The following is a 22,146-nucleotide window of genomic DNA, read 5'->3' as shown; positions in this document are numbered from 1 at the left end:
ATAATTACTATTATTATTATATATGTATATATATAATTACTACTATTATAACAAATATAAATTAATTTTTTTATTTTAAATATTTACAATTACTAGAGATATAAATATGAATGATATAAAATCTACTTATACAACTGAAGAGTTGGCGGATCATTTATTGCGTGATAAATATTGGGCTAATTATTTTACACATAGTAAACCTAATGTGAATCATTTGTCTTTTGATATAAGCCAATTAAATTCTAATGCACGAGATGTTGTTCTTTGGGCGCTAGATACATGGTCTAAGGTTGTCGATATTTCTTTTGAAGAAACTACTATTAATCCTGATATTAAATTCATCAGTTCCAGTGATGGATATATTTGTAATCCTCGATATGATCATAGAAATTATATGGAAATTAATCTTGATCAAAAAGATGTCGAGATATATGACTCGGGGAAAGGGACTATTTTATCTCATAATGCTCTTCATGAAATTGGACACGCATTAGGGCTGTCTCATGCTGGTCCATACAACGGTGGTAATCCAATATATGGCATTGATAATGATTGTGCGAATGATTCCTTTTTGACCACCATTATGTCCTATTATAGTCAACTTCATAATACTACGACAGATGCTTCTTTTGGTTATTGTGCTACGCCAATGGTTGCTGATATTGTCGCTGTGCAGAAAATATATGGTGCGCCTGCACAATATATAAAAAATGACGTTTACGTCATTGAGGTTAAACAAAAGTATTATCCTTTCATTCAAACAATTTATGATTCGGGTGGTCATGATTTATTAGATCTGAGTCTAATTGGCCGCGTTGATAATAATTATATTGATCTCAATGAGGAAGCTTGGTCTAGTATTGGTGGATACAAGAAAAATGTGACGATCGCACGGGATACTGTTATAGAATCAGTTGTTGGCAGTAATAGTAATGATGCTGTTATTGGTAATAGTGCCGATAATATTCTTTATGAATCTACTGGAAATGACTATTTCAATGGTGCTCAAGGGTTGGATACAGTTATTTATAATTCATCAATTGATGACCATAAAATTTACCGTTTTGAAAATGAAACAATTGTTTATGATACAGATAATCATAAAAGAGATTTGCTTTTAGGTGTTGAGGCGTTGCATTTTTCTGATCAGAAAATTGATTTACTTAATGTACAAAAGAAATCTATTTTAGAATATACCGCCTCGTATAATGATCTTATAAAAACTATAGGAAGCAATGTTGAGGGATCAATAAAACATTTTTATGATTATGGTTTATTAGAAGGCAGAAATATTACCTTTGAACCATATTTGTATCTTGGCAGTTATGATGATTTGCGTAAGTCTTTTGGTTCTGATAGGGATGCTGCAGCGCGACATTATATTGATTATGGATTTGAAGAGGGGCGTAGTCCTGATGCATTCAAGTCATTAGAATATATTGCATCACATGAAGATTTGATAAAGGATTGTGCTCACACAGCAGATCTTGTTCAGGCTGGTAAGGATCATTTTACTAATTTTGGTTTATTGGAAGGCAGAAATATTACCTTTGAACCATATTTGTATCTTGGCAGTTATGATGATTTGCGTAAGTCTTTTGGTTCTGATAAAGTTGCTGCAACGCGACATTATATTAACTCTGGATTTGAAGAGGGTCGTAGTCCTGATGCATTCAAGTCATTAGAATATATTGCATCACATGAAGATTTGATAAAGGCTTATGCTCACACAGCAGATCTTGTTCAGGTTGGTAAGGATCATTTTACTAATTTTGGTTTATTGGAAGGCAGAAATATTACCTTTGAACCATATTTATATCTTGATAATTATGATGATTTGCGTAAATCTTTTGGTTCTGATAGGGATGCTGCAACGCGACATTATATTGACTATGGATTTGCAGAGGGTCGTATTTTATCCAGTATTCCATCTAATATTGGTTTGTCAGAAGAATTGCAAAATGAATTTTTTGGGAACAATGAAAGCCATTTTGACAACATTTTACAGCCCACTCTAGATACAATGCATCATTAAATCGGAAAATTTTTTTTTTACAGATTATTTGGGCGTTCGTTTGCAAATATTGGAGATCACGCATGATTGGCATTGTGGTTTACGAGCTTTGCAAACGTATCGTCCGTGCAGGACAAGCCAATAGTGAGCATTGTATTGATGTTTTTGGGGGATAATACGCAATAAAGATTGTTCGACTTTATTAGGGGTTTTCCCAGGAGCTAATCCAATCCTATTGGAAATGCGGAATATATGAGTGTCTACGCCGATAGTAGGCCTTCCAAAGGCCATGGATAAAATAACATTAGCGCCTTTTCGTCCTATTCCAGGAAATCGCATTAACCCTTCTCTTGTTTGTGGTATTTTATTGTCGAATTCATTAAGTAATATATGCGACAAAGAGATGATATTTTGCGCTTTTATTCGATATATCCCAATAGTTTTTATGTAGTTTTGGAGTTTTTGTTCTCCTATTGCAAGCATTTTTTGAGGTGTATCAGCTATTTCAAATAGATATTTTGTTGCTTTATTGACATTAATATCTGTAGATTGCGCTGATAACAAAACTGCTATAATTAGTGTATAGTGATTGACATAATATAATTCTCCTTTAGGAAAAGGCCATTTTAAGGAAAAAAGATAAAAAATACGCTCTAATTCTTCTGGGGTGTATAGGCATCCTAAGGATTTATTTTCTTGATAAAGATCGCTATTTTCTGGGACAATCATCATGATCCTTAGCTTTACAGTAATAAATGAAAAATAATTTCACAATCATTATAGGTATAAAAGTATCAGCAAATATTTTTCAAAGTATAGCTGTTCAAAAGGATGATATTTGTTCTGTCAATTATATTTTTTAATTTTCTTTAGGTCTAGTAAGCATGAAAGCAGGCATATTATCTCCGAATCCTATGCAATTCGCATCATTATCCTTGATGTCCGGCTGTAATTCAGATACCGTTTCGGGTGTTTTTGATGGAGCCTGTGCTTTCTGAGAGGTGTATATTTTTTTCTTATTATCAAAAGCGACGGACTTCTTTTTGCTATTTTTATTTTTAGTAATTTTATTTTTTTGTGATTCATTTATATTTTTTAGAGGATGAGCTAAATCAGAGAGGTCTCCATTGAGCCAATCGACTTTTTTGTCTATAAGATTTTCAATATCATTAATATATTTATCATCCTCTTTTGTGACGAGTGTAAAAGCTTTTCCACTACGTCCTGCACGTCCTGTGCGTCCAATTCTGTGAATATAGTTTTCGGCGCGATTAGGAACATCGAAGTTAAATACATGCCCAACATCAGGGATATCTAATCCACGAGCCGCTAGATCGGAGGCGACCATTATCTGGATATCTCCTTCTTTAAAATCGTATAATATTTTCATACGAGATCTCTGATCCATGTTTCCATGAATAGCACAAACTGAAAATCCTTGTTTTTCTAATGAGCGATAAAGATTTGCAACATCCTTTTTTTGATTACAAAAAACAATAGCATTTTTCATTGAATCCTGCGATTTCAATAATTGCTGCAAGAGAGCGCATTTTTTTGAATATTGTGCATATGTGGCAACAAAGTAGTGTTCTATAGTTTCGGCGGTTGAATAAGGTGTATTCACTTCAACGTGTTTAGGGTTTTGTAAAAATTTTTCAGATACTTTTTGAAGTTCGGATGTCATGGTGGCGGAAAACAAAAGTGTTTGACGTGTAAATGGTACTAGATTAGTAATATTTTGAATATAGGGGATAAATCCCATATCAAGCATTCTATCGGCTTCATCAATTACGAGGATTTCAATATTGTTCATCAACAATTTTCCTCGACTAAAATGATCTAGTATTCTGCCAGGAGTGCATATTAGGACATCTGCACCTCTTTCTAACTTTTTGTTTTGCGCCTCGAATGGAATTCCTCCGATGAGCAGAGCAACATTTAAATTATAATTCTTCCCATACTTTTCAAAATTATCTGCAACTTGTGCCGCAAGTTCTCTTGTAGGTTCTAATATTAAAGTACGAGGCATACGAGCGCGAGCTCTACCTTTTTCAAGAATAGTCAACATGGGCAATACGAAGGATGCTGTTTTCCCTGTGCCTGTTTGTGCTATACCGCACACATCATGTCTTTGAAGAACTAAAGGTATAGTTCTAATTTGTATAGGAGTAGGCTCAACGTATCCTGCATCTGAAACAGCACAAACAACTTTAGGGCTTAGACCAAGATCAGTAAAATTCATAAAACAGCTCTATAAAAATCAAAAAAAAGCCCCAATTCTCCCAGAAAAACATCCTTATCCTATCTCGGAAAAAGTAAATATGCAAGACTTGTTCTTATTAATATGGATAAAAGAAGAATATAGGATAGGTAATAGATCATAATTTTAATGTTTTATCCCGTTTTTAATGATCTTCCATATTGTTATATGGAGGAATGTTTTTGATATTTAGATAGATTACTTGGTATAAAGTGAAGTCAAATATTATTTGAAAATGAGTTTTTTCATTTTATCAACATAAGTTCCTATGGTTATGAATATAATCCAATATTTGATAATGACTATATTATAGGCCTTCTTTTTTTATGTAGAATCTCCCTCTTCAAGGAATTTTATAGGATCCATTGCTATCGTATTTTTTCGAAATTCAAAATGTATTGTAGATTGTTTTGTTTTGCCACTTGTGCCCGAACGTCCAATCGTGTATCCGCGAGATACTTTTTTCCCCTTATGCACATAAATTTTGTCAATATGGCTGTAGACAGTTACTGTTGAGCTGTCATGGCGGATTAATATTATATTGCCTAATTCTACAAGATCGTCGCCTACATAAATAACCATACCATCTGCTGCTGCTTTTATTGGGGTATGAGGAGGGACGACAATATCAATTCCATCATTATTTTTTGTAAAATTAATTGTATCTCCTGTAACAGGCCAAAAATATTTGCTAGGTTTTTTTTGTTTATTGTCGCTTATAGAATATATATTGTGAATGTGTTTGTTTTGATTTTTTTTAGTTTTTAGATCTGTGTTTCCTAAATTATTTATATTTTTTTTCTGATCTTTTTTTATAGCAGAGATATTTTGCTTAAATTTTTCTTCTATTTGGCTATTAGCTTGCAAATTATTTGGCAAAGGAATTTGGGTATTTAAATGATTATCATAAGAATTATTTTTATCAGCGAGCAATTTTTCTTTTAATCTATCAATATGATCGCTTGTTTTATTTGGATCACTTTTTGGAGATCCTTTTTTGGTTGCTGATAAGTCAGGAATAGGAATATGTCGCAATTTTTTATTTTTTTTGAGTATTACTATTTGCTGATCATTAATGCTATCGGTAGGCGTTTTTATATCTGCTTTGCAGTCTACCGGCATCACTATCATTATCCAAGCGCTGATATTTATTAAAATTTTATATATTTTATAATGAGGGGGATAAACAAATAATCTATGTATGGATAAAAAGGATTTGTTAACCTGTTTTATTGATCTAATATAACTATAAATTATCATTTTGTATTTGATTAGGAATACAGTGGTTGATCTCATTTAAATACCTCTCTCCCAAATCACGAATTAATTTTCTAAGGAAAAAATTTATAAACGGCTAGAACATCACTTTTTATGTTATGAAATATTTTTCAGCCATATTATTAGTAACATTAAGAGATAGTAATAAATTTAACTTTACGATTTTTTTTTATTAATTTAGAAACCAATATCACAAGAGAAAAATTCTATTGTTCGTATATGGATCATTTTTCAAGTGATATAGCCATATGCTGTTGAGAATTATAATCTGTAAGATCGGTTTTGATGGGAGTTACCGAAATCATATTATGTTTTATAGCAAAGGCATCAGAATCTTCACATAGATCTCTTGGATGATCACGAAATTCTAAGGAATAGTTAGTTATATTATGATTTTCAGATATTTGTTGTGCGTCAAGTGAAAAGCAGGGGTGCTCTTGTTTCGTGATGACTATTTTTTCCACGTCTTTTGGAGAGCAATGAGGAAAATTAATGTTAAATAGAGTGCTATTTGGAATATTATTGAATTTTAGTAACTGGTGTAAAATATTCGGTGCATGCGTTTTTGCTACTTCCCAGGGAATCATGTTTTCATTGGTATAGGCTTGGCTTAGAGCAAATGAACGAATTCCTTGTAAACTTCCTTCAAATGCAGCTGCTAATGTTCCAGAATACGCTACGTGATTAGAGGTATTGGTTCCGATATTCACTCCTGATAATATTAAATCTGGTCTTTTGTCCCCCATTTTTTGAAGAGCTACAATGACGCAATCAACTGGCGTCCCGCGGACTGCAAAGCGTTGATTGCTGATTTTACGACAAGCTAGGCTTTTGGATATTGTCAAAGAATTTGATAAGCAGCTTTGATCCATTTCGGGAGCACATATCCAGATATCGTTTGAGATGCTTCTAGCTATATTTTCTAATGCTATTAATCCTTCAGATTTAATGCCATCGTCATTTGTTAATAAAATTCTCATTATTTACTCCAAAATATGTTCTTTTTTGATTATTTCTAAATTATTCATATATGGTCGCAAAACATTCGGAACGGTTACTGAGTCATCCCTATTGAGGTAGTTTTCTAAAATTGCAATAAGGCAACGTCCTACCGCTACTCCTGAACCATTCAGTGTATGTGTAAACTTTAAAGATTTGTTATGTGGATCACGGTATCGAGAATTCATTCGTCTTGATTGAAAATTCCCACAATTAGAACAAGAAGAAATTTCACGATACATGTTTTGTCCAGGCAACCATACTTCTAAATCATAAGTTTTACGGGCACTGAAACCAAGATCTCCAGAACACAATAGTACAACACGATAATGTAAATCTAGTCGTTTGAGAATTTCTTCTGCACAAGATAACATACGTTCATGTTCTTCATGTGAATCTTCTTCTTTTGTTACGGAGACTAGTTCGCATTTCCAAAATTGGTGTTGTCTTAACATGCCACGCGTATCTCTACCAGCGGATCCTGCTTCTGATCTAAAAGAAGGAGCTAAAGTCGTAAAACGTAGAGGTAGATCTGTAGATTCTATTATTTCATGAGAGTAGAGATTAGTTAAGCTTACTTCGGAAGTTGGTATAAGCCATCGTCCATCGGTTGTACAAAACATATCATTTGCAAATTTTGGAATTTGGCCTGTACCATACATTGCTTCATCACGGACTAACAAAGGGGCAGATACTTCAGTATAACCATGTTCTAAAGTATGCACATCTAGCATAAATTGGCCTAATGCTCTTTCTAAACGAGAAAGATGACCTGTGAGCACAGAAAAACGTGTTCCTGATAATTTGGCAGCACGATCAAAGTCCATTAACCCTAGTTTTTCGCCGATTTCATAATGTTCTTTTGACAGATGTGTCGCGGTTGGTTTTTCTCCCACAGAACGGATCAAAATATTTTCATCCGTATTTTGTCCAATAGGAACTTCTTCTAAAGGAATATTAGGAATATAAGAGAGATTTTTATTTAATGAACAGAGTACGTCATTCTCTTCTTTTTCTAGTGAAGGTAACTGCTTCTTGAAATTCGCTACTTTATTTTTTAGCTTGGTGGCAAGTAACTGATCACCTTCTGCTATAGCTTGTCCAATTTTTGCAGAATAGGTGTTACGCTGAGCTCGTATTTCTTCAATTTTTGTGAGTAAGGCGCGATGTTTTTCATCTAAGGATAAAATACACTCGGATTGAGGACTAAGATTACGTTTTTTTAAGGCTTTATCAAGATCGTCTGGATTTTTGCGAATCCATTGCATGTCTATCATCATATTTTCCTATAATTCGACGAGAAAACAGTCAATTATTTGATAGTTCAGAAATAATAGTAGATACCTTCGGTTTTCTCCGTTTTATATCAATGTTATTTTAATAGTGTTAATAGAGGAGGTAAATAAAGAAGGCAAGAGCGATTTTTGAAAGAGCATTTCCATATTATAATCTTCAAATAATTCTTGTCATAAAATAGATTATTTATCGAAATCATTATGGTTAGGATTTGGTTTAGAAGAAGAAACAATGTTTTCCTTCCTTTTTATAGGGGATGCGTTTTTAGATCTATTTTTATCTTTTTTATTGTTTTGAGGATTCAAGTCTGACAATTGTTCTTTTTTTATAGATTTTTTTTTTAAAATTATTTTTTTTTTGAAGTTCTGGTTGGATGATGTTGTGTTGTTTTTTTTGAAAATCGCAAAAAAAGCACTGCGCATACCGTTTTGCAAATATTTTATTATATCGCCTATTAAAGAAAATAAGTATTTGAAGTTGATTCCAAACGTGACGCATAGCAATGTAATGATTAAAATATCAAACCAATTTAAATACAACATATAATATTTTCCGTTTTAATAATCCTGTTCTGGCATGTTTATCATATTTTGTGGATTTCATCTATATATGATAATTTAGTGTGTATATATTGTATCACTTTTTTGTTTCCATAAAGAGAATAAAGATAAGTGGACTGTCATTCAATCTATTGTTTTAGTAAATTTAACCTTATTAATAAAAAATTCTTTTAATAGATATGCGCACTGGATACATTGCATCTGCTTTTGTTGGGATCACATCTATCCTTTGTTATCAGTATATAAAAGGATCTTTGCAATAATTTACAAGCATTCCTTTGAATATTCAACTTTTCACTCCGTGTAAAATTATTAGTTTAAAGGGAACAGAGATATGAAAAAAATACTTTTTCTACAATTATATTTATTGTTTTTTCTGTAAGTGTTTTTTCTGTCTTTTTGTGTATTTTAGATTTTTTTATAATTGTGATTGAAATAGGAAATGTAAAAAATTAGTAGTTTGTTTTGCTCATGTTTCCTATGAAGTATTTTTAGCCTTCCTATTATCTTTTTGTGGTTTGATAGTGCTATAACAATTTTAGTTTTGAGTATATGAATTACAATGAGGTTATAAATACACAGCAATATTTCGCAAGTGTTACATTTTAAAAAATTATTTATAGGAAATAAGAGGGCGATATATTTTATCAGCCCGATCTTCGAATGCTTTTGCGAAATACAAAAAAGAATGATCGAATACTGCTCTGAGCATCATATCAAAAAGGCGATTTTTTAGTTCATATTTTATAGAGAAGCGTATTTTGCATTTATTGGGGGCAATTTCTTCAAAATACCAATCATTTTCTAAAAAATTGAATGTATTTTTAATGTGCTTAACTGCGATTCTATTTTGAATTTTATTTACTCGTATCTGTGTCATGAAACTCTTTTGTATGCCGGCATAGTTCACTTGCATGCTCGCAAGAAGTATTTCGTCGTTCCCTTGTTTTTCGCGATTATGGATGATAATTTCTTTACACAGTGGGACAAATTCAGGATATTTTTCTATATCGCTTACTAATTTCAGCATTTGTTGAGAGCTATGATCCACGACACGATCAGCTGTAAAATAATGCATAATACCAATATAAACCTTTAAAATATTGTTTTATCGTATTGAATCATTCAATTTTGCGATACTTTAATGGATTTATTTTCATATGTGATTTTTTTGCGCGCTTCTTTTAGACGTAAGAAATCATCGCCTGCATGATAAGAAGAACGAGTGAGGGGGCTAGCAGAAACCATTAAAAATCCCTTGCTATAAGCAATAGTCTCATAGGATTTAAAGTCTTGTGGAGTGATAAAGGATTCTACTTTATGATGTTTACGTGTTGGTTGTAGATATTGTCCCATAGTTAAGAAATCGACGTCAGCTGTACGTAAATCATCCATTAATTGCAATACTTCATTTCTTGTTTCTCCCAATCCCAACATAATTCCTGATTTGGTAAAAATAAAAGGATTTAATTCTTTTACGCGTTGTAATAATCTCAGTGAATGAAAATAGCGAGCACCAGGACGAACCGTTAGATAATTAGATGCTACTGTTTCAAGGTTATGATTAAAAACATCAGGTTTTGCTAAAACAACTGTTTCTAAGGCATGAGGTTTACGTAAAAAATCGGGAGTAAGCACTTCAATAGTTGTGGATGGGGAATATTGTCTGATCGCATAAATGACTTCTGCAAAGTGTTGTGCTCCTCCATCTTCTAAGTCATCACGATCTACTGATGTAATAACAACATGAGATAGTTTCATGGCTTTAACAGCCCATGATATATTTTGTGGTTCTTGAGCGTCTAATGATTGTGGCTTCCCTGTTGCAACATTGCAAAATGTACAGGCTCTCGTGCAGATCGATCCCATAATCATAAAGGTAGCATGATTTTTATTCCAACATTCGCCGATGTTAGGACAGCCGGCTTCCTCGCAAACAGTAGTTAAATTACGAGATCGAAGTATTTTATGAGTTTCTTGATATCCTGACGATGATACGGGTGCACGCACACGAATCCAATCAGGCTTCTGTATCTTTTCTGTGTCAGGCTTGTGTATTTTTTCAGGATGACGAGCTTGTTTTTTATTGGGAATGGCATGTAAAGCATGTTTTTTTTTGTTGACTGTATCAAAAACTGTGACCATGAATCTTCCAATAAATTTGGTATAATACAAAGAACTCTTTATCATTAACAGATAGATGATTTTTTGGTGATAAAAACATCATCTACTTTAGTCAATGAGAAAATTGTTGAGTACACGATAATAATCTATTTTAATAAACAATCATTAGTTTTATTCCTAAAATTTAGTAGAAACATATGTTCTAACTCTTAGTGATCAAACGTAAACAACAAAACCATATGAAAAAATATTGTATAATAGTTCTCCAAAGATTATTATAGCAGATCTTGTCTTAAGAATGAATAGCCCTTCCATAAGCATCTAGGATACTTTCTTTCATTGTTTCGGAGAGTGTAGGATGTGGGAATACAGTATGCATCAATTCTTCTTCAGTACTTTCCAAATTCATTGCTATAGAAAAACCTTGAATTAGTTCTGTGACTTCTGCTCCGACCATATGAACTCCTAATACTTCTCCAGTATTATTGTCAAAAATAGTTTTTATTATTCCAGAATCTTCTCCAAGTGTGATAGCCTTTCCATTAGCAGAAAAACTATGTTTGCCAACCCGAATATCTAATCCTTGATCTCGTGCTTTCTCTTCGGTAAGACCAATAGATGCCACTTGAGGATTGCAATAGGTACATCCAGGTATTTGTCTTTTATTGAGTGGAGAAACTGTAGATAATTTAGCAATTTTTTCGATACATATTATTCCCTCATGTTCAGCTTTGTGAGCCAACATCGGTGCTCCTGCTACATCACCAATAGCATAAATTCCGGGAATGTTCGTGCCCCCATAATCATCTACAACAATGCAACCATTGTTAGTTTTGACTCCTAATTTATCTAAACCGAGGTTTTCGATGTTCCCTTGGACGCCAACTGATAGTAAAAGCCGTTCAGCTTGCATAGAATAATTTGATCCATCTTTTTTTTCTATTTGAATCAATACAGTCTCTTCTTTTGTTTTTACACTGGAAATTTTTGATTCAGTAAGGATCTTTATGCCTTTTTTCTGAAGAGATTGTTGTACAAAATGAGAAATATCTACATCTTCTGCAGGGAGAATGCGGTCTTTAACTTCTATGAGAGAAACATCTACACCTAAAGATTTGTAAAAAGAAGCAAATTCCACTCCAATAGCTCCTGATCCCATGATAACAAGAGATTTAGGTATTTTAGATGGTTTTAACGCATCAAAATAAGTCCATATTAAATTAGCGTCCGGCTCTATTCCTTCGATATTTCTCGGGCGAGCTCCTGTAGCAATAACAATATGCTTAGCCTTATAAATTCCTTCTCCCAAAGTTTTTTTAGGGATAGGATGTTGTGGCGTAACTATTGGTTGAGAAGGTTTCGACACAATGATTTCAGATGGATTGTTTAAAACAGCTCTACCCCAAATAATATCAATTTTGTTTTTGTGCATTAAAAATTCTACACCGCGATTTAATCTATGTGATACGTCACGGGAACGTTTTACAATATCTTTGATATTAGGTTGTACTTTTCCTTCTATATTTAACCCATAATGTTTTGCATTTTTAATATGATCAAGAATTTCTGCAGAGCGTAAAAGAGATTTAGTAGGGATACATCCCCAATTCAAGCAAATACCTCCTAATCCTGCATACTCAACAATAGCTACTCTAAAGCCAAGTTGTGCAGCACGTATTGCTGCAACATACCCACCAGGTCCTGAGCCGATTACAATTACATCATAATATAAATTTGATACCGATTCTTCCATGCAAGGATCCTTTTAGTTTATACAAGAACAGTGTATGCGCATATTAAAAGAGGATAATTAAGAAAAATAGTTACATTAACATCCATACGGGATTTTCTATGTACTCTTTAAATTTAGCTAATAATTTCGAAGCGATAGCTCCATCTATTGAACGATGGTCTGCTGATAAAGTGGCGTTCATTATAGTTGCCACTTTTATTTCTCCATTTTTAAAAACAACTTTCTTTTCACCAGCCCCTATAGCAAGAATTGTTGATTGAGGAGGATTGATCACAGCACAAAAACTATTAACACCTAACATTCCCATATTAGAAATAGAAGTTGTTCCGCCTTGATATTCTGATGGTTTAAGCTTCCGTTGTTTAGCTCTTTGGATGAGTTCTTTAACTTCAAGAGAAATACTGGATATACTTTTTTGATCTACTTGACGAACAATAGGAGTAACGATTCCTCCTGGAATACTGACGGCAACGCTGATATCAATGTTCTTATGCTGAATCAGTGCATTTGTTGTCCAAGAGACATTTGCTTCTGGAACTTTTGTCATTGCTAATGCAAAAGCCTTTATAATCACATCATTGACAGAAATTTTGTTAGGAGTGTCTTTTGTATTGGCCTGTATTATCAGGTTCATCTGTTCTCTTAAGGAAAGAAGATTATCGATGTTACAATCAATAGATACATAAAAGTGAGGTATCGTTTGCTTGGATTGCTGGAGACGATAAGCAATAGTTTTTCGCATATTATCATGCGGGATCACTTCATATGATCCTTCGGCAAAGATTTTTATGATATCATCATCAACAGACGTATTAATTGATTCAAAATTTTGGGTGCTTGGAAATTTGTTAACGTTTGTTTTTTGTGCAATAAAAGATTTAACATCATCTTTAATTATACGACCATGTGGACCAGATCCAGAAAGAGATGATAAGTCAATGCCGTGTTCTTTTGCTAATCGACGTGCAAGAGGTGAAGAAATAGGACTATTTTTTCTGTGACTTTTTTGTTTTTCCAAAGAAATAAGAGGGATATCAGAAAATCCTTTTTCTACCTCTACAGGATTGTCTTTTGCAGGAGTAGGAGGGGGGGCATAGTCCATTACAATGCTTAATATAGGGCTATTTACTGGGATATTTTCTGTGCCTTCTAAGGCGATAATTTCATGTACTGCTCCTTCGTCTACGGACTCAAATTCCATGATTGCTTTGTCTGTTTCAATCTCACAGAGGATGTCTCCTGGAAATATTTTATCGCCTTTTTTTATCTTCCATTTTTTGATACTACCTGTTTTCATGGTTGGCGATAAGGAAGGCATGGTTATTGTATGTATCATAATTATTTTGTTGCCTTTCGTTTGTAGCAAACGGATTCAATGGAGTTAATGATTTCATCCACGTTAGGAAGAGCCATTTTTTCAAGATTTGCAGCATAGGGCATTGGGACATCTTTACCCGAAATTGTCAAGATAGGAGCGTCAAGGTAGTCAAAAATTTCTTTTTGTACTTGATTAGCAATTGTAGAGCCAACGGATGATTGAGGATATCCTTCTTCAACAGTTACTAGTCTTCCGGTTTTCTTTACTGATTCAAATATTGTTTGCCAGTCTATTGGGCGGATAGTACGCAGATCTATCAACTCTACATCTATACCACTTTTTTCCAATTCAAGCGCTGCTTTTACGGCATATGTCATCCCAATTCCAAAAGAAATGAGGGTAGCATCGTTCCCGCTACGATGAATACGTGCTTTACCGATTGGAATAACCAAATCATCTACCAAAGGAACTTCAAAGCTACTGCCATAGAGAATTTCATTTTCTAGGAAAATAACAGGATTAGGATCGCGAATAGCGGATTTAAGCAGACCTTTAGCATCAGCTGCTGTGTATGGCATGATGACTTTTAACCCTGGGATATGACTATACCATGCAGCATAACATTGGGAATGTTGTGCTGCAACGCGTGCTGCAGCTCCATTGGGGCCTCGAAATACGATAGAAGTAGTCATCTGACCGCCAGACATATATCGAGTCTTGGCTGCAGAATTAATAATTTGATCAATTGCTTGCATAGCAAAATTAAAAGTCATAAATTCTACAATTGGTTTTAATCCTGCAAAGCTTGCGCCAATTCCAATGCCTGTAAAACCATGCTCAGTAATAGGAGTATCAATTACCCTTTCACTGCCAAATTCTTTGAGAAGACCTTGGGTTACTTTATAGGCCCCTTGATATTCTGCCACTTCTTCTCCCATGATAAAGACATCTTTGTCTCGCCGCATTTCCTCTGCTATGGCATCACGCAATGCTTCTCGAACGGTTATAGAAGATGTTGGGACATTTGAAAGCGAAGGATTTTCAGTATCATTTTGGGGTAATTGATGATCAACGGTATCATCTTTGCTAGTAGAAAATGTATCATTCAATACTGAAGATGTGACAATATTGGCATTTTCTGAGATGACCTTGTCTGAGATGACCTTATCAATGTCTGAAGTACTTTCACCTTCTTGGATAATAGCAGCGATAGGAGTATTAACTCGTATATTCTGTGTTCCGCTAGGGTGGAATATTTTTCCTATAATTCCTTCGTCTACGGATTCAACTTCCATAATTGCTTTATCAGTTTCCACTTCACAAAGAATATCTCCTTGTTTGACAAAGTCTCCTTCATTTTTTTTCCACTCTGCTATATTTCCTTCTGTCATTGTAGGAGAAAGTGAAGGCATAGTTACTAAAATCGGCATTTCTTATTTACTCCTGATCAAGCCAGAATATCTGAATAAAGTTCTTCAAGATCAGGTTCTTTATCAGATTGGGCAAATTCTACACTATTATTTATAATTTTACGTACGCTAACTTCTATTGCTTTTAAATCATCTTCAGTAGCCCATTTGTTGTCTAGTAATCGTTTACGCACTTGTTCAATTGGATCATGATTTGCACGCATTTCATTTACTTCTTCACGAGCACGGTAATTTGCTGGGTCGGACATAGAGTGCCCTCTATAGCGATATGTCAGCATTTCTACTATAATTGGTCCTTTGTGATTACGGCAATATGCAACTGCTTTATCCATTGTTTCTTTAACAGCTCTCACGTCCATGCCGTCAACTTGTATGCCAGGGATATTAAATGATATTCCTCTCCGGGATAAATTAGTTTGTGCAGATGATCGGGTTACAGAAGTGCCCATAGCATATTGATTGTTTTCAATTACATAAATTACATTTAAATTCCAAAGTGCTGCTATATTGAAGCTTTCATATACTTGCCCTTGATTAGCTGCTCCGTCTCCAAAACATACAACACATACTTTGTCAGATTTACGATACTTGTTGGCGAACGCTATTCCTGTTCCGAGAGAAACTTGAGCTCCTACAATTCCATGCCCTCCGTAAAATCCATGTTTAGTAGAAAACATATGCATAGAACCACCTTTGCCTTTTGATATACCCCCTCGGCGACCAGTCAATTCTGACATTATTTCTTTTTCTGTTGCTCCACAAGCAAGGATATGACCATGGTCTCGATATGCGGTAATCATCTGATCGCCTTCTGCAAGAGACATTTTCATTCCGACGATAACGGCTTCTTGACCAATGCAGAGGTGGCAAAATCCTCCTATCATCCCCATGCCATATAATTGCCCTGCTTTTTCTTCAAAGCGACGAATTAACAACATTGATCTATATGCTGATAATTCTTGTTTTTTATCAAATTCAGAAACTTTAAATCCTTTTAAAAAAGGAATATCTATATCTGCTGAAGGTGTTTTAGTTTCTTTAGCAGATTCAGATGGATTAAGAGCCATTTTATATCTCCAACATCACGTCTTGTTTTGCTACATATTATTTGTCAGCTTACTCCACATTAACAGTGTTCGAACCGTTTATTTCATACATCGTTTATTTCATACAAATGCAACAATCATATATTTTCTTTTACAGGCAAGGAATAGACTTGCATCTAAAAATCAGAATAGAATAAAATAATTTCATCACCGCGAGATAAGTTAAGATTATAACGCGCTTTTTCATCTAATAGATCTTTTTCCAAAGATCCATCACTCATAAATTTGACTTTACGTTCTAGTTTAGAACGATTTTCTTGTAAAGTAGAAAGAAACTCCTTTCGTTTAATGAGAGATTTTTCCAGAATTGTAGTTGCTTTCAAACCATAATTGCCTATAGCATGATTAGTAAAATAAACTACAGAACAAAAAGCTATCATTCGAAAAATTGCTCTATAAAACTTATTTTTTTTATAATATCCTGTCCACGCTTTCATAAATTTTGACCATCAAAGTATTTTATTAGAATATTGTATAATTAAATAACATTCACATAGATGCATGATAAAATGGTTCGCGTCAATTAAACCCATATTGGGCTAGGCATTTCTTATTAAATTAAAATGGATTTCCCCGCAAATGTTGCTTGTTTTCCAAGGTTTTCTTCAATGCGAATCAATTGATTATATTTTGCGAGTCTATCTGATCGTGTTAGAGATCCAGTCTTGATTTGTTTGCAATTAGTCGCAACTGCTAAATCTGCTATTGTGTGATCTTCTGTTTCTCCGGAACGGTGGGATATAATGCTAGGATATCCTGCTATACGTGCCGTTTCTATAGTGTTAAGCGTTTCAGAAACGCAACCTATTTGATTAGGCTTGATGAGTATTGAATTTGCGACCCCTTCCTTTATCCCTTTGTGTAAACGCTCAGGATTGGTAACAAATAAATCGTCTCCTACTAGTTGACATTTTGCGCCAATTTTCTGAGTCAGAACTTTCCATCCATGCCAATCATCTTCGGACATGCCATCTTCTATGGAGCAGATGGGATAGCGCTCAACAAGGTTGGCAAGATAGGAAGCCATATCGTCTGACGTAAATTCTAGATTTTCACCTTTTAAAATATATTTTCCATTTTTAAAAAACGCGCTGGCAGCACAGTCAAGAGCAATAAAAAAATCTTTTTTCGCACTATATCCTGCTTTTTCGATAGAATTGACAATTAAATCAAGTGCATAGTCAGTTTTTTTCAGATTAGGAGATAATCCCCCTTCGTCTCCGACATTAGTGCTATACCCTTGTGATTTTAATTCTTTTTTTAAGGTGTGGAATACTTCTGCGCCCATGCGAATAGCTTCACGTATATTTTCTGCGCCTACGGGGACAACCATAAATTCTTGAAAATCAAGATCATTATCGGCATGGATGCCGCCATTCAGTATATTCATCAGGGGAACAGGGAGAATATGGGCGGCACATCCTCCTAGGTATTTGTATAAAGGGAGATTGCAGCTTTGTGCCGCAGCTTTTGATACGGCAAGGGATACCCCGAGGATAGAGTTGGCGCCCAAACGAGATTTATTGGGGGTTCCATCAAGATCAATCATTATTTTGTCGATGAGGATTTGGTTTCTTGCATCCTCTCCCAGCAATGCCGGACGAATCTCATTATTAACGAATGCAACAGCTTTTAGAACCCCTTTGCCAAAATAGCGTTTTTCTTGATCTCGTAATTCAAAAGCTTCATGAATTCCAGTGGATGCCCCAGAAGGGAGCATAGCATGTCCCGTGCTGCCATCTTCAAGATAAACTTCTACTTCAATAGTTGGGTTACCGCGGCTATCAATAACCTCACGGGCAATAATATTGTTAATGAACATCATTTTTTCTTCTGATTTTATATTGTTGAGTACCTCTGAATATAGTTTTTTATAGTGATTTTACAACTTTGTCGATAGCAATCAATTGAGACAATAGTTCGGGAAGATCATTTATATTGATCATATTTGGTCCATCGGATGGGGCGTTATCAGGATCTTGATGTGTTTCCAAAAAAATTCCAGCAATGCCTGTAGCAACTGCAGCCTTTGCGAGAGTAGCGATGAATTGTCTTTCTCCACCAGAGCAATTTCCGTGTATTCCAGGCTGTTGAACGGAATGACTGGCGTCAAAGACAACAGGCACGCCCATGGAAGCCATAATGGGCATAGAACGCATATCAGTAATGAGGTTATTGTAGCCAAAAGAAGTACCGCGTTCGCAAAAAATCACTTTCATTGCTCCGTTGGCATTGAGTTTTTGTAGAACATTACGCATTTCCCATGGTGATAAAAATTGTCCTTTTTTCACATTGATAACACGTCCTGTTCGAGCCGCTGCTATTAACAAATCAGTTTGCCGACATAGAAGTGCGGGAATTTGTAAAATATCTACACTATCTGCTATTGCTTCACATTGTTGTTCATTATGAACGTCTGTTAGGATAGGGAAGTTGTATTTTTTTTTTAAATCCAGGAAAATTTCTCGTCCTTTTTCAAGTCCTACACCACGTTTCCCTGTTAGAGAACTACGGTTTGCTTTGTCAAATGACGATTTGTAGATCAATTGTATATTGAGATCTTGACACATCGCATGTAGTTTTTCTGCCATCATCAAGGTATGTTCATGGCTTTCTATTTGGCATGGGCCAGCAATGAGTACAAGACGCTTTTTGTTACAAAATGTGACTTGTGTTGTGCCGTATCCAAGACGTATTTCTGAATTAGTATGTGTCATGTGATTCCAATCGAGGTTATTTTCTTCGTATTCTGTGGATAAATAATATATGCAGAGTGTGTAATCCTGTGCGTAATATAGAATCAGAAAAAGGTATCTATCTTTTTCGCTAAACACTATATATTATAGACGTAGATAAAAAAGAAAATTGATTTTTGTTATTGTTATTACTGTATTTTTATATGTTATATAGGTAAATATTTTGTTTGAGGAGAAATCCTAAAATGTTGACGCTTAAGCAGAGGGAGCTTTTATATTTTATTCAGGAGTATTTCGAATCTACAGGTATATCTCCATCTTTTGATGAGATGAAAAAAGCATTGAGTATTGCTTCTAAATCAGGAATATATCGTCTTATTATTTCTCTAGAGGAAAGGGGTTTTATTCGCAGGATTCCAAAACGTGCTCGAGCTTTGCAAATTATTAAAGTGCCAGAAAATATGAGATTATTTACACGACTTGCGCATGATTTTAGTTCTACTTCGGATATAAAGGAGGATAATTTTTGTTGTTCTACAGTTCCTTTTATGGGCTGTATAGCCGCAGAAGTATCGATTGATTCTGTTAGAAATAGGATGCACGATATTCCAGTACCTTCGACAATGTTGCAGAAGGGTGATCATTATGCCCTTGAAGTTAAAGACGATTCTATGGTCGGAGTTGGTATTTTGCGAGGCGACATCGTTGTTATGTTCAGTAGTACGTCTGCTGATCCAGGAGATATAGTCCTAGCGTTTTTCGATGATCAAATGGCAGCTATTAAGAGGTTTCGACAAAAGGGTGATTCTATAGCCTTAGAATCTGCTAATTCCGCGTATAAAACCCGTATCTTTCACCTGAACAATATAAAGATTAGGGGGAAACTAGTAGGATTGATACGTCAATATCCGATGAATATGAGCGCCTGATATGATTTGTCTCTAGTTTTATATATCGCACACAATAGTTATTATCTTTAATTTAATGTATGTGACATGCTTCGTTATATTAATGTGGTTCAGGAAAAATACTTTGGTGTATTTTAAGTTTATTAATTGCATATTTGCAACTAATATTGGTTGATTGAACAACGTTTTTTTAATGTGTAAAGGGTTTCTGTATTCTATTTTTGGTCCAAGGATGAAGAAGACTTTCTATGGACTTTTTAATAATAAATTTTGGTTTGTCGAGGTCATTTGAGGACGGGATTATCGTTATTTCTAGTGATCCATATTTATGCAACATTTCTGGCGTAATTATTAATGGAACGTTGCATAATTGGGAATTCATATTTTTTATTTTCGTTACAAGGATGTCGGATAATTGGCAAGCTAAGTGGATTTTATCTTTTCTTTTAAGAACGCCTATAATTGTGCCACTCTTATGATGGAGCCCAGCACAAAATGACTTGTTAATACAGAGAAATTTTCTTGGATTCATTGATTGAAGGGTTTCTTTTAAAGACAATTGATTGTTGATCGGCAGATATTCTGGATGTTTCTGAGGAGTTTCGTGGAATGTGGTGCTTAAAGCTGATTTCCATTGGGAAAATATGAAATAATTATGATTATAACTACTTGAAATAAGGGTATTATTGTCTACTAATGCGACGATTTTTCCATCTTCAGATATAAGAAGATCCGGAGACGGAAAATAAGGAAGAATGAAGAGGATAGCTATTGCAATTCCGATCATGATTGTTCCAATATGGCGCATATTTGTTTTTAAAAAAACTAATAATATAAATCCAATGACCATAGTTGTGAATACAGGTTGAGGGATTCTTCCAACACATAATTCATCGCTAATTGTTGAAATTGTATTCGCGATTTGAATGATGATATTGAGTCCCCAAGCCATTACAGATAAAGGTATTTCTGCTGTGGAAAAAGTCATTGATAAGGCTGTTACAAGCCCTGCTGGCATAACTATAAATGACAATATTGGTATAGCAAGGATGTTTGCAATTATTCCGTATATTGGTATGCAGTGAAAATGTTTTATCAAAAAAATTGAAGCGGAACAACTTCCTATAAGGGATGTGAGAAAAATCACTTTGAAAAATTGGATTATTGTGGTCACAATTTTCCCTTTGTTTGGCAGAATTTTGAGAAGAGGATGGGGATTATTTCGTTTTTTCCCCCAGCTAGAATTACTGGCTATAAGGGCGGCAGTTGTGGCAAAAGACATTTGAAAACTAGGGTTTATTACTTCTGAAGGGGCGATGCAGATTATGAAAATAGCAGTTAATGCTATACTACGTAATCCGATAGAGTGTACTTCGCACAAGTAAGAAATAAGGGTTATGACTGTCATTATATAGGCTCTTTGTGCAGAGATGCTTGCTCCTGATATCAAAAAATAAGCAGTTACTGTTAAAAGTGCGCCAAAAGATGAAATCTTTTTGATTGAAAAGTTTTCTGCAATAATTGGAAAACAAGCGAGAATTGAGCGCATGCCGAAGAACAAAAGACCTGCTGCTATTGTCATATTGATTCCAGAAATGGCTATTATATGCGACAATCCAGACCTTCGAAGATCTTCAATGGTTTGGCTAGATATGGCACGACGTTCATCGGTTATGAGTGCTGCAGCAAGAGCGCCAATATCTCCTGAAATTTTTCTTCGAATATATGTTCCTATATTGGTTCGAACTTCATTTAAGAAAGATTGTATTGACGATAAAAATTGGTTAAAATTATTTTGAGTTTCAGAAAAAAATACTATTTGGGGGATGGAATAAAAATATCCAACTGCGCTAATACCTTTATAATAAGAAAAAAAACTAAAATCAAAAAGCCCAGGAAGAGCGGGCCCTGATGGTGGTGGTAGTTTTGCTATTCCATCTATTTTTGTGCCAGAGGGAAAATGGTCGTGTTTGTCAGTGACAGATAACATTACTTGTTGTGATAACAGCTCTGATTGATAATAGTCCGTCTCAGAAATTTGAACTAGATAACGCCATTTTCCATCTTGTAAGGGTTCGCTCCATTTGACTATTCCGCGTAAATTAGTTGTAATGGACTGAGAAAGAAGTGTAGTAGGATTGCGTGTAGTTTCGATAAATGCTAGCATCATCCCTATTAAAAAATATACGAATGCGCTTATGATAAGGAATATATGAGGATGCGAATATCGAGTTTTGATTAGAATGAGAACCATAATAAGAGTACTCAATCCAATTTCCCAAGGAGGTATATCTGGGTTATAAATAAACCATGATATTGCTCCGAATGCGAGAAAAACGGGAATAAATAAAAAAATCCTCCCATGTTCTTGTTCTAATTGTATAAGGTGTTTTAAATATTGCAT

Annotated in this window: 18 protein-coding genes; 2 read left to right on the top strand and 16 right to left on the bottom strand. The window is 34.6% G+C overall.

Translation table 11 applies throughout. The features are described from left to right. The first annotated feature begins 106 nt into the window (after positions 1-106). Positions 107-2,035 carry a M10 family metallopeptidase C-terminal domain-containing protein gene (locus G293_RS01485; protein ID WP_052775005.1) on the top strand — a complete coding sequence of 643 codons (1,929 nt, stop codon included), beginning with the start codon at positions 107-109 and terminating at the stop codon, positions 2,033-2,035. A 24-nt stretch (positions 2,036-2,059) separates the two neighbouring features. Here the strand turns inward: G293_RS01485 and nth are convergent, their stop codons facing one another. The 15 genes from nth to kdsA form a co-directional block, all read right to left on the bottom strand. Beyond that, positions 2,060-2,743, bottom strand: a complete 684-nt coding sequence (gene nth / locus G293_RS01480) for an endonuclease III (protein ID WP_047263997.1) — start codon at positions 2,741-2,743, stop codon at positions 2,060-2,062. 130 nt (positions 2,744-2,873) lie between these two features. Then, positions 2,874-4,256, bottom strand: coding sequence for a DEAD/DEAH box helicase (locus G293_RS01475; protein WP_047263996.1), 1,383 nt, complete (start codon positions 4,254-4,256; stop codon positions 2,874-2,876). A gap of 342 nt (positions 4,257-4,598) precedes the next feature. Continuing rightward, positions 4,599-5,396 carry a murein hydrolase activator EnvC family protein gene (locus G293_RS01470; RefSeq protein WP_047263995.1) on the bottom strand — a complete coding sequence of 266 codons (798 nt, stop codon included), beginning with the start codon at positions 5,394-5,396 and terminating at the stop codon, positions 4,599-4,601. A gap of 380 nt (positions 5,397-5,776) precedes the next feature. Then, the gene (gene surE / locus G293_RS01465) at positions 5,777-6,532 is read right to left on the bottom strand and encodes a 5'/3'-nucleotidase SurE (RefSeq protein WP_047263994.1); all 756 of its coding nucleotides are present in this window, start codon (positions 6,530-6,532) and stop codon (positions 5,777-5,779) included. Between the two features lie 3 nt (positions 6,533-6,535). After that, positions 6,536-7,828, bottom strand: coding sequence for a serine--tRNA ligase (gene serS, locus G293_RS01460; protein ID WP_047263993.1), 1,293 nt, complete (start codon positions 7,826-7,828; stop codon positions 6,536-6,538). 201 nt (positions 7,829-8,029) lie between these two features. Beyond that, positions 8,030-8,389: a hypothetical protein gene (locus tag G293_RS01455; RefSeq protein ID WP_047263992.1), complete on the bottom strand. Its 360-nt coding sequence runs from the start codon at positions 8,387-8,389 to the stop codon at positions 8,030-8,032. Between the two features lie 631 nt (positions 8,390-9,020). Further along, entirely contained in the window at positions 9,021-9,485 is a 465-nt protein-coding gene (locus G293_RS01450; RefSeq protein ID WP_047263991.1) for a type II toxin-antitoxin system RatA family toxin, read from the bottom strand. A 47-nt stretch (positions 9,486-9,532) separates the two neighbouring features. After that, positions 9,533-10,552: a lipoyl synthase gene (gene lipA, locus G293_RS01445; RefSeq protein ID WP_047263990.1), complete on the bottom strand. Its 1,020-nt coding sequence runs from the start codon at positions 10,550-10,552 to the stop codon at positions 9,533-9,535. Positions 10,553-10,823: 271 nt separating this feature from the next. After that, positions 10,824-12,284: a dihydrolipoyl dehydrogenase gene (gene lpdA / locus G293_RS01440; RefSeq protein WP_047263989.1), complete on the bottom strand. Its 1,461-nt coding sequence runs from the start codon at positions 12,282-12,284 to the stop codon at positions 10,824-10,826. A 70-nt stretch (positions 12,285-12,354) separates the two neighbouring features. Next, positions 12,355-13,620 carry a 2-oxo acid dehydrogenase subunit E2 gene (locus G293_RS01435; protein WP_200897313.1) on the bottom strand — a complete coding sequence of 422 codons (1,266 nt, stop codon included), beginning with the start codon at positions 13,618-13,620 and terminating at the stop codon, positions 12,355-12,357. Positions 13,621-13,622: 2 nt separating this feature from the next. Then, positions 13,623-15,032, bottom strand: coding sequence for a pyruvate dehydrogenase complex E1 component subunit beta (locus G293_RS01430; RefSeq protein WP_047263988.1), 1,410 nt, complete (start codon positions 15,030-15,032; stop codon positions 13,623-13,625). A 17-nt stretch (positions 15,033-15,049) separates the two neighbouring features. Further along, positions 15,050-15,970: a pyruvate dehydrogenase (acetyl-transferring) E1 component subunit alpha gene (gene pdhA / locus G293_RS01425; RefSeq protein ID WP_244464467.1), complete on the bottom strand. Its 921-nt coding sequence runs from the start codon at positions 15,968-15,970 to the stop codon at positions 15,050-15,052. Positions 15,971-16,254: 284 nt separating this feature from the next. Then, entirely contained in the window at positions 16,255-16,518 is a 264-nt protein-coding gene (locus tag G293_RS01420) for an FtsB family cell division protein (protein ID WP_244464429.1), read from the bottom strand. A 173-nt stretch (positions 16,519-16,691) separates the two neighbouring features. Further along, a complete protein-coding gene (eno, locus tag G293_RS01415) occupies positions 16,692-17,963 on the bottom strand; it encodes a phosphopyruvate hydratase (RefSeq protein WP_047263985.1) in 1,272 nt (423 codons plus the stop codon). Positions 17,964-18,009: 46 nt separating this feature from the next. Further along, positions 18,010-18,855, bottom strand: a complete 846-nt coding sequence (gene kdsA / locus G293_RS01410) for a 3-deoxy-8-phosphooctulonate synthase (protein ID WP_047263984.1) — start codon at positions 18,853-18,855, stop codon at positions 18,010-18,012. A gap of 224 nt (positions 18,856-19,079) precedes the next feature. Between kdsA and lexA the strand changes: the two genes are divergently transcribed. Further along, complete coding sequence (lexA, locus tag G293_RS01405) at positions 19,080-19,763, top strand: transcriptional repressor LexA (protein WP_047263983.1); 684 nt, start codon at positions 19,080-19,082, stop codon at positions 19,761-19,763. A gap of 169 nt (positions 19,764-19,932) precedes the next feature. Here lexA and G293_RS01400 read toward each other — a convergent pair whose 3' ends face one another. Beyond that, complete coding sequence (locus G293_RS01400) at positions 19,933-22,146, bottom strand: ComEC/Rec2 family competence protein (protein ID WP_158402212.1); 2,214 nt, start codon at positions 22,144-22,146, stop codon at positions 19,933-19,935.

It is taken from the genome of Candidatus Liberibacter africanus PTSAPSY (assembly GCF_001021085.1).
Taxonomy (GTDB): domain Bacteria; phylum Pseudomonadota; class Alphaproteobacteria; order Rhizobiales; family Rhizobiaceae; genus Liberibacter; species Liberibacter africanus.
The sequence above is the reverse complement of the archived record's forward strand: the minus strand, read 5'-3'. Positions and strand labels throughout refer to the sequence as shown.